This is a genomic window from Micrococcus sp. ACRRV (assembly GCF_022346985.1).
In the GTDB taxonomy this organism is placed as follows: Bacteria; Actinomycetota; Actinomycetes; order Actinomycetales; family Micrococcaceae; genus Micrococcus; species Micrococcus porci.
The window spans coordinates 1-8,456 of record NZ_JAKRNH010000105.1 but is presented as its reverse complement, the minus strand read 5'-3'; the positions used below and the strand labels follow the sequence as shown (position 1 = coordinate 8,456).

At 75.0% G+C, this 8,456-nt stretch carries 8 protein-coding genes; 1 reads left to right on the top strand and 7 read right to left on the bottom strand.

The genetic code is table 11. From position 1 onward, the window contains the following. Positions 1 to 181: 181 nt before the first annotated feature. Genes MHY29_RS10030 through MHY29_RS10015 form a run of 4 tightly spaced genes read right to left on the bottom strand, consistent with a single transcriptional unit; the run spans position 182 to position 4,371 of the window. Positions 182 to 1,354, bottom strand: coding sequence for a cysteine desulfurase family protein (locus tag MHY29_RS10030; protein WP_224356702.1), 1,173 nt, complete (start codon positions 1,352 to 1,354; stop codon positions 182 to 184). Then, on the bottom strand, positions 1,351 to 2,271 hold the full coding sequence (gene nadC, locus MHY29_RS10025) for a carboxylating nicotinate-nucleotide diphosphorylase (RefSeq protein ID WP_224356703.1): 921 nt from the start codon (positions 2,269 to 2,271) through the stop codon (positions 1,351 to 1,353). Before nadC ends, MHY29_RS10030 begins: the two co-directional genes overlap by 4 nt. Further along, on the bottom strand, positions 2,268 to 3,608 hold the full coding sequence (gene nadA, locus MHY29_RS10020) for a quinolinate synthase NadA (protein WP_224356704.1): 1,341 nt from the start codon (positions 3,606 to 3,608) through the stop codon (positions 2,268 to 2,270). The genes nadC and nadA overlap by 4 nt, the downstream gene beginning before the upstream one ends. A gap of 28 nt (positions 3,609 to 3,636) precedes the next feature. After that, positions 3,637 to 4,371, bottom strand: a complete 735-nt coding sequence (locus MHY29_RS10015) for a DNA mismatch repair protein MutT (RefSeq protein ID WP_239240869.1) — start codon at positions 4,369 to 4,371, stop codon at positions 3,637 to 3,639. Positions 4,372 to 4,499: 128 nt separating this feature from the next. Between MHY29_RS10015 and MHY29_RS10010 the strand changes: the two genes are divergently transcribed. Beyond that, positions 4,500 to 5,333 carry an alpha/beta fold hydrolase gene (locus MHY29_RS10010; RefSeq protein ID WP_224356706.1) on the top strand — a complete coding sequence of 278 codons (834 nt, stop codon included), beginning with the start codon at positions 4,500 to 4,502 and terminating at the stop codon, positions 5,331 to 5,333. A gap of 28 nt (positions 5,334 to 5,361) precedes the next feature. Here MHY29_RS10010 and MHY29_RS10005 read toward each other — a convergent pair whose 3' ends face one another. The 3 genes from MHY29_RS10005 to MHY29_RS09995 all read right to left on the bottom strand — a co-directional run bounded on the left by MHY29_RS10005 (position 5,362) and on the right by MHY29_RS09995 (position 8,380). Next, positions 5,362 to 6,792 (bottom strand): MFS transporter, encoded by a 1,431-nt coding sequence (locus MHY29_RS10005; RefSeq protein ID WP_224356707.1) that lies wholly within the window; start codon positions 6,790 to 6,792, stop codon positions 5,362 to 5,364. After that, positions 6,789 to 7,712: a DUF808 domain-containing protein gene (locus MHY29_RS10000; protein ID WP_224356708.1), complete on the bottom strand. Its 924-nt coding sequence runs from the start codon at positions 7,710 to 7,712 to the stop codon at positions 6,789 to 6,791. Before MHY29_RS10000 ends, MHY29_RS10005 begins: the two co-directional genes overlap by 4 nt. Positions 7,713 to 7,861: 149 nt before the next feature. Beyond that, positions 7,862 to 8,380, bottom strand: coding sequence for a ferritin (locus MHY29_RS09995; RefSeq protein WP_224356709.1), 519 nt, complete (start codon positions 8,378 to 8,380; stop codon positions 7,862 to 7,864). Between the last annotated feature and the right edge of the window lie 76 nt (positions 8,381 to 8,456).

Sequence of the window (8,456 nt, the reverse complement as noted above, 5' to 3'; positions counted from 1 at the left end):
GCGGCGGACGCCGCGGCGAGCACCGAACGGCGGGAGGCGGAGTGGGACAGGGGTGCGGTGGTCTGCTTCACGGAGCCAGGGTGGGGCACGCAGGCGAGGGACATGTGGCGTCGGGCTGACCCCCGGGTGAACTTCCGACGCCGGCCCCCGGCGGCATCGGGGTCGACCGGCCCGGGGCCGCTCAGCGCAGGGCGGTGACCGTCCGGACGGCGTCGACGATCGCGTCCGCGGCGGCGTCGAGCAGCGGGGCGTCGGCGTCCGGGCCGAACGTGCAGCGCAGGGCCGTGCGGGCCTCGTCCTCGCTGAGGCCCAGCGCGAGCAGGGCCGGGGACGGCTCGGCGTCGTGGGCCGAGCACGCGGATCCCGCCGAGGCCAGCACGCCCCGGCGGGCCGCCTCCTCCAGCACCGACTCGCCGTTCACGCCGGGCAGCACGAACGAGGCGTGACGCGGCAGCCGCCGCGCGGGATGGCCGGTCAGCCGCGCGTCGGGCACGAGCTCCCGGACGCCGTCGAGCACGCGCGCCGCGAACCGGTCCCGCAGCCCCGACCACGCGTCCGCGGCCGCGGCGCGTTCCGCCTCGGCCTCCTCGAAGGCGGCCGCGAACCCGGCCGCGCCGGCCACGTTCTGCGTCCCGGACCGCCGACCCCGCTCCTGGCCGCCACCGGGCACGAGCGGTTCCAGGGCGTGACCCGGGCGCACCCACAGTGCGCCGACCCCCTTGGGCCCGCCGACCTTGTGCCCGGACAGCGCCACGAGATCCGCCCCGAGGGCGCGCACGTCCACCGGGATCTGCCCCGCGGCCTGTACCGCGTCCACGTGCAGCGGCACGCCCGCCTCCCGGGCGACGGCGGCCAGCTCGGCCACCGGCTGCACCGTGCCCACCTCGTTGTGGGCCAGGTGCACGCTGACCAGCGCGGTGTCCGGGCGCAGGCGGGCGGCGAGGTCGTCCGCCGAGGTCAGGCCGTCACGGTCCAGCGCGAGGTGCTCGACCTCGACGCCGTGCAGCCGGGCCAGCTGGTCACAGGACTGCCGCACCGCGCTGTGCTCGATCCCCGTGGTCAGCACGTGGCCCGCCGGGCGGCCGGCGAGGATCCGGGCGCGCACCGTGCCGAGCACGGCGAGCGCGTCGGCCTCCGTGCCGCCCGAGGTGAACACGATCTGCCCGGCCCGGGCGCCGATCGCGCGGGCCACCCGCGCGCGGGCGTCCTCGAGCAGGGCCGCCGCCGCCCGGCCGGCCTCGTGCGCCGAGGACGGGTTGCCGTAGACGCCCGTGAGCGCGGGCCACATCGCCTCCAGCGCGCTGCGCCGGACGGGCGCGGTGGCCGCGTGGTCCAGGTCCAGGATGGTGCTCATCGGCGCGGCGAGACCTCCTCGACCACGGCGTCCAGGCCCAGGTCCAGGGACCGGACGGTATGGGTCAGCGCCCCCACCGAGATCACGTCCACGCCCGTGGCCGCGATCGCCCCGATCGTCTCGAGGCTCACCCCGCCGGAGGCTTCGACGACGGCGCGGCCCGCCACGAGCTCGACGCCGGCCCGCAGCTCGGCCGGCGAGAAGTTGTCCAGCATGATCGTGCCGACCCCGGCGGCGAGCACCGCCGGGATCTGCTCGAGCCGGTCGACCTCCACCTCCACGTGGGTGGTGTGCGGCAGGCGGGCCATCCCGGCGCGCAGGGCCGCGGTGAGGGCCTCGCCCGGGTCGCCGGCGCCGCCGAACCCCAGCGCGGCCAGGTGGTTGTCCTTCAGCATCACGGCATCCGAGAGGCTGGAGCGGTGGTTGTGCCCGCCGCCGTCCCGCACCGCCTGCCGCTCGAGCACGCGCAGACCCGGGGTGGTCTTGCGGGTGTCCACCACCCGTGCGTGCCCGCCGCCGGCGCGCACGGCGGCCACGTGGGCGGCCGTCGTCGTGGCGATCCCGGACAGCCGCTGGACGAGGTTCAGCGCCACGCGTTCGGCCCGCAGCACCGAGCGGGCGGGGCCCGCGACCTCGGCGACGACGGCGCCGGGGGACAGGTCGGCGCCGTCGGCCAGGTGCAGGGTGACGGACACGGCCGGGTCGACGAGCCGGAAGGCGGCCTCGAGGGCGTTCGTGCCGGAGAGCACCCCGGCCTCGCGGGCCACCACGCGCGCGGTGATCCGGGCCTGCTCCGGGACGAATGCCTCCGAGGAGACGTCGCCCCAGGGCGCGTCCTCGGCGAGCGCCGCGGCCACGATCCGCTCCACGTCCGGCTGCGGGGCCGGCGTCGCCGGGGCACGGTCGGCCGGGGTCACGTCCCGGCCCCGGCGGACTGCGCGGCGGACTGCGCGGCGGACTGCTTCGGCGCGACGGCCAGCATCCGCTCGAGCGCGGTGCGGGCCGGGTCGGCCACGGACACGGGCACGGTGATCCGGTTGACCACGCGGCCGGCCACGAGCTCCTCGAGCACCCAGGCGAGGTAGCCGGGGTGGATGCGGTACATCGTGGAGCACGGGCAGATCACGGGATCGAGGCAGAAGATCGTGTGCTCGGGGTGCTGGGCGGCCAGGCGCTGCACGAGGTTGATCTCGGTGCCGATCGCGAAGGTCGAGCCGGCCGGCGCCGCCTGGATGGCCTTGACGATGAAGTCCGTGGACCCGGAGGAGTCCGCGGCCTCCACCACGGGCAGCGGGCACTCGGGGTGCACGATCACCTGGACGTCCGGGTGCTCGGCGCGGGCCTGCTCGATCTGCGCCACGGTGAAGCGGCGGTGCACCGAGCAGAAGCCGTGCCACAGCAGGACCTTCGCCTCCCGCAGGGCGTCCTCGGAGTTCCCGCCCAGCGGCAGGCGGGGGTTCCACGTCGGCATCTGCTCGAGTGGGATCCCCCGGGCGCGGCCCGTGTTCCGGCCCAGGTGCTGGTCCGGGAAGAACAGGACGCGCTGGGCACGCTCGAACGCCCAGTCCAGCACGGCCGAGGCGTTGGAGGACGTGCACACGATGCCGCCGCGCTCGCCGACGAAGCCCTTGAGGGCCGCGGAGGAGTTCATGTAGGTCACGGGCAGCAGGGGCATGCGCCCGTCGTCGTCCGGCTCGGTGCCGTAGACCGCCTCGAGCTGCTCCCACGCGTCCTCGACCGAGTCCAGGTCGGCCATGTCCGCCATGGAGCAGCCGGCGGCGAGGTTGGGCAGGATGACGGCCTGGTCCGGGGTGGAGAGCAGGTCCGCGGTCTCCGCCATGAAGTGCACGCCGCAGAACACGATCGCCTCCGCCGCGGGCCGGCCCTGGGAGGCCCGCGCGAGCTGGAAGGAGTCGCCCACGAAGTCGGCGTGCTGGACGACCTCGTCGCGCTGGTAGAAGTGGCCCAGCACGACGACGCGTTCGCCGAGCGTCTGCCGCGCCGCGCTGATCCGGGCGTGGAGCTCCTCGTCCGAGGCCCGCTGGTACTCCTCGGGGATGCGGCCCTGCACGGGGGCGTCGGCCGGGACGGCGTCGTCCTGCGATGCGCCGGGGCCGTAGGCGGGCAGGCCGGCGTCGAACGCCCAGGGGCCGCGGGTCAGGTCGGGGGAGCACGAGGAGCCGCGCGCGGCGTCCTTGTCGATCAGGGTCAGGGTGCGGGCCACCGAGGCGGTGGTCCCGGTCGGGGTGGTCATGGGTGACTCCTGGGTCGGGGCTGGTGGGTCAGCGGCTGGCGTCCGGCCCGGCGGGATTGGGGTCGGTCCCGGGCCCGGCAGGCCGGTAGCGGTAGAGCTTGGGCGGGCGGTGCGGGGTGCCGTCGCGGACCTCGCCGGTCTCCTCGAGGGTTCCGGCCGCGAGGGTGGCGCGGCGGAAGTTGGCGGCGTCGAGGCCGCGGCCGAGGACGGCCTCGTGCACGGCGCGCAGCTCGGCGAGGGTGAAGGAGGGCCCCAGCAGCGCGTGCCCGACGCCGGCTCGCGGCAGGTCCGCGCGCAGGCGCGCCACGGCCGCCGCCAGGATCTGGGCGTGGTCGAACGCCAGCGCGGGCGGTGCGTCGGCCCGGTGCCAGCGCACGTGGACCCCGATGGGCAGCCCTGCCACGTCCGGGTCCGGGCGGGACGCCGGGGCGGCGCCGTCGTCGTCCGGGGTGGGGCTGAGCGCCCAGTGGGCCACCGTGAGGACGCGTCCGGTGGGGGAGCGGTCCACGGCGCCGAACGCCGCCAGCTGCTCGAGGCGACGGACGGGGCCGGGCACGCACTCGGCGGCCACGCGTGCGGCGACGTCGGCCAGCTCCTCGTCCGCGCCGAGCCACGCGCCCGGCAGCGCCCACCGGTCCAGGAACGGCTCGCGCATCCGCGGGACGAGGGCGACGCAGAGGCGGGGCACGCCGTGCGCATCCGGGCGCACGCCGAAGACGGCCGTGGACACGGCGACGCTGACGCGGGCCTCAGCGACCGGCATGGGACCTCCCGGGGCGGACTGGCAGGACTGTTCTGGTCAGTATGACACTTTTCCCGCCCATCTCAGAGGGTCGAGTAGACTGTAAGGCGGGGGAGGTGCCGACGTGGTCCCGCGCTAGCCTGAGTCGGGTGAACACGACCGCCGCCTCCGCCCCGTCCGACGCCCCCCTGGCCTCCACCCGCATCGGGGAGGGCTCGCGCCGCGTCGCGTTCCTGCACGGGCTCATGGGCCGCGGCCGCAACTTCACCGGCGTGGCCACCGCGCTCGCGGACGACTTCACGGTGGAGCTGATCGACCTCCCGGACCACGGGCAGTCGCCGTGGACCGACGCCGTCGACTACCAGGACATGGCGGACCGCGTGGCGGACCACCTCCGCGCTGGCCTCGCCGCCGACGGCCCGGTCCACCTGCTCGGCCACTCGATGGGCGGCAAGGTTGCGATGGTCCTCGCCCTGCGCCACCCCGAGCTCGTGGAGCGCCTCGTCGTCGTGGACATCTCCCCGCGCATGTCGCCCTCGGCCACGGGGGAGTTCGTCCACCTGCTCGGGACGATGCTGCGCATGGACCTCGCCTCCTACACGTCCCGCGCCGAGGCGGACGCGGCCATGGCCGAGCACGTGCACGACGCGCGGGTCCGCGGCTTCCTGCTGCAGAACCTGCGCCGCGAGGACGGCCACTTCGCGTGGCAGCCGAACGTGCGGATGCTCTTCGAGCACCTCGACGAGATCGGCGCGTTCCCCGACCCGGTGGTCCCCGAGGACCCGGACCGTGTCTTCGACCGCCCGGTGCTGTGGCTCGGCGGCGCCGACTCGGACTACATCCGAGACGGGGACGCGCCGGAGATGAAGGCGCTGTTCCCGCGCGTCGTGCGGGTGACGGTGCGGGGCGCCTCCCACTGGGTCCACGCGGACCAGCCGGAGGCGTTCGTCTCCGCGGTGCGCACCTTCCTCACGGCGGACTGAGCCGGGCCGCCGGCGGCGGGCCGTCCCGTCAGCGTCCGCCCTGGCGCGCACGGCGACGCTGGTCCGCCACGGCCACGGCGAGCGCCGCGGCGATGGACACCGCGATCAGGCCCAGGGCCGCCATGAACCCGCGGTCGGGACCGCCCGTGCCCGCCACGCCCAGGTAGACGCCCACGATCACGGCGGAGCCGACGGAGGTGCCCACCCGCTGCCCGGTCTGCAGGATCCCGCCCGCCGTCCCGGACTGCGGCCGGGGGACCTCCGCCAGGCTGAGGGTCTGGTTGGGGGAGACGGTGAGGCCCTGGCCCATGCCGAACAGTCCCAGGGTGGCCAGCAGCCACCAGGGGCTCAGGCCGAACGCCTGATGGGCGGCGACCACGCCGATCGAGCCGACCACGGCCGCCAGCACGAGGCTCACGCCCACGACCACCAGGCGGCGCCCGGCCCGCAGCACCAGGCGCCCCGCCACGGTGGCCATGACGGACGAGCACACGGCGGAGGGCAGGCCCACCAGGGCCGCCTGCAGCGCCCCGTAGCCCAGCCCGTTCTGCATGAACATGGCCACCACGATGAACAGGCTCGTGGAGCCGGTGAAGTAGACCCCGATCATCAGCGCGCCGTTGCGGAACCCCGGCAGGCCGAACAGGGACAGGTCCACCATCGGTGCCCGGCCGCGGGCGCGGTAGCCGCGCTCCCAGACCGCCCAGCCGGCGGCGAGGGCCGCGCCGAGCGGGAGCAGGGCGAAGCGCCACGGGCCCAGCCCCCGGTCCAGGAAGGGGAGCATCACGGCCACGAGCGCGGACGCCAGCAGTGCCACGCCCACGGGGTCGAAGTCGCGGCGGCCGGCCGGCGCGGGGGACTCCTCCGGCAGCCAGCCTCGGGCGATCAGCACCGCGGCCAGGGCGATGGGCACGTTCACGAGGAAGGTGGCGCGCCAGCCGAGGTCCCCTCCGAGCACGGCGATCAGGCCGCCCGCCAGCAGGGGCCCGGCCGCCACGGAGACCCCCACCGTGGAGCCCAGCGCACCGAACGCCCGAGCCCGGGCCTGCCCCTCGAACTCGGCCTGGATGAATCCGCTGACCTGCGGGTTGAGGAGGCCGGCCCCGACTCCCATGAGCACGCGGGCCAGCACCAGCAGGAGACCGGAGGGGGCCAGGCCGGACAGCAGCGCCCCGAGGCCGAAGCCCAGCACGCCGATCCGGAACAGGCGCGCCCGCCCCAGCAGGTCCCCGGCCCGCCCGGCCGGCACCAGCACCATGCCGAAGGCCAGGGTGTACCCGGAGATGGACCACTGCAGCTCGGCGTCGGAGGCGCCCAGGCCGCGTTGCAGCGAGGGCAGGGCCACGTTGATGCTGGACACCGCCAGCAGGGACATGAAGACCGGGACGAGCAGCACCGCGAGGACGCGGCGCTGCCGTGCGGTGAACACGCCTCCCGACGTCCCCGCGGAAGGGTTCATGTGCGCAGCCGACGCACGAGACCCACGACCGCGACGACGAGCGAGCCCCAGACCAGGCCCCAGATCGCGGAGGTGAGGGTCTCCACCAGCCAGGCGATGACGGATCCGGCGCCCTCGACCGCGTGGACGATGGTGTGCTGCAGCTCGTAGAGCCACGGCAGGCCGAGCGTGGCGAGCTCCATCAGCACGATGTGGCCGCCGACCCACAGCATGGCGACGGTGCCGATCACGGAGATGACGCCCATGACCACGGGCATGGCCTTGACCAGGCCGAGGCCGAACCTGCGCGCGCCGGAGGTGTGCGCGTTCTCGTGCATGTGCAGGCCGACGTCGTCCATCTTCACGATCAGCGCCACCGCGCCGTACACGGCCACGGTGATGACCACCGCGACGATGGCGAGGATGGCCGCCTTCATCCAGAAGCCCTGGTCCGAGACCTCGTTCATGGAGATCACCATGATCTCGAGGGAGAGGATGAAGTCCGTGGTGATGGCGCCGCGCACCACCTTGTCCTCCGCCTCGGGGCCCTGCTCCACGGCAGGCGTGTCCTCCTGCGGCTCGTGGTGGCCCGTGAGCTTGTGCCACACCTTCTCGGCGCCCTCGAAGGACAGGTAGGTGCCGCCCGCGAGCAGCAGCCACGGCAGGGCCCACGGGGCCAGCCAGTCCAGCAGCAGCAGGCCCGGCAGGATGAAGACGAGCTTGTTGCGCAGCGACCCCCGGACGATCCGCAGGATCATCGGGAGCTCACGCTGCGCCGCCGCGCCCTCCATGTACTGCGGCGTGACCGCGGCGTCGTCGACCACCACGCCGGCGGCCTTCGCGGACGCCTTCGCCGCACCGGCGGCGACGTCGTCGACGCTCGCGGCGGCCAGGCGCGCCAGGGCGGCGACGTCGTCGAGCAGAGCGACCAGACCGCTCATTCTTCCTCCTGTGAGGTGGGACGGGACGACGCGCGGGCGTCGGCGCACGCGGCGCGGGGTCAGCCTACCGACTGCCGCGGACCGGCACGCCCCCGGCCCGGACCCTCAGGACGGGACCGGGCCGGAGCGGACCGCGGGGGAGCGAGTGGTCAGCCCGCGTTCTCGGTGGTCTCCACCGGCCGGGCGCCGAGGGCCGAGTCGATGCGGAGCAGGCCGGAGCCGTCCTCGCCCACCAGCTTCAGCTGGCCCACGATCTCGCCGACGGTGGCCTCCTCCTCGATCTGCTCCTCGAGGAACCAGTTCAGCAGCGGCCGGGAGGAGAGGTCCCCGGCGGCCTCGGCCGCGCGGTAGAGCTCCCGGATGGCCTCGGAGACCTTCCGCTCATGGGCGAGGGCGGCCTCGAAGATCTGCACGGGGGTGATGTGCTCCGGCACGTCGGGGGCGGGGATCGCGCCGATCACGGCGCTCGCCTCGCGGTCCACCACGTGGTCGATGAACTTGTTGGCGTGCACGATCTCCTCGTCGGCCTGGTGCCGCAACCACGCGGCCATGCCGGAGAGGTCCTGCATGTCCGCGGCGATCGCCAGCTGGCGGTACACCATGGACGCCTCGAACTCGAGGGTGATCTGCTCGTTGAACTTCCGCGTCAGGTCCTTGTCGATGCTCATGCCCCCGGACCCTAGCCGCGCCCCGCCGCGGATGTCAGCCCCCGCATCCCGCCCGACCTGCCGCACGTTGGTAGGG